This window comes from Aminobacter sp. MET-1, assembly GCF_026521175.1.
Lineage (GTDB): Bacteria > Pseudomonadota > Alphaproteobacteria > Rhizobiales > Rhizobiaceae > Aminobacter.
On the sequence record NZ_JAMSHL010000131.1, the window covers coordinates 1 to 259 of the forward strand.

The following is a 259-nucleotide window of genomic DNA, read 5'->3' on the forward strand; positions in this document are numbered from 1 at the left end:
CTTCCACATAGCCCATTCTGGAGTGATCAGCGCCGGTGTAGGCGCCGCTGGTCACACCGAACAGTTCGCTCTCGAACAGAGATTCCGGAATTGCTGCGCAGTTCATTGCCACGAATGGGCCTTTGCGTCCGGACAGCTTGTGCAGGTATTGCGCAAGTGTGTCCTTGCCAGAACCGGTTTCGCCGGTAAGCAGGACATCGATATTCAGTTCGGAGATGCTGCTTGCCACGACTTCGAGATTGGGTAAACCACCGTCATT

The 259-nt window shown here is 55.2% G+C and carries 1 protein-coding gene; it reads right to left on the minus strand.

Features of this window, described 5'->3' with window-relative positions; translation table 11 throughout:
* Positions 1-259: sigma 54-interacting transcriptional regulator (locus NDO48_RS29330; RefSeq protein WP_267322934.1), on the minus strand; the 259-nt coding region annotated here is incomplete at both ends.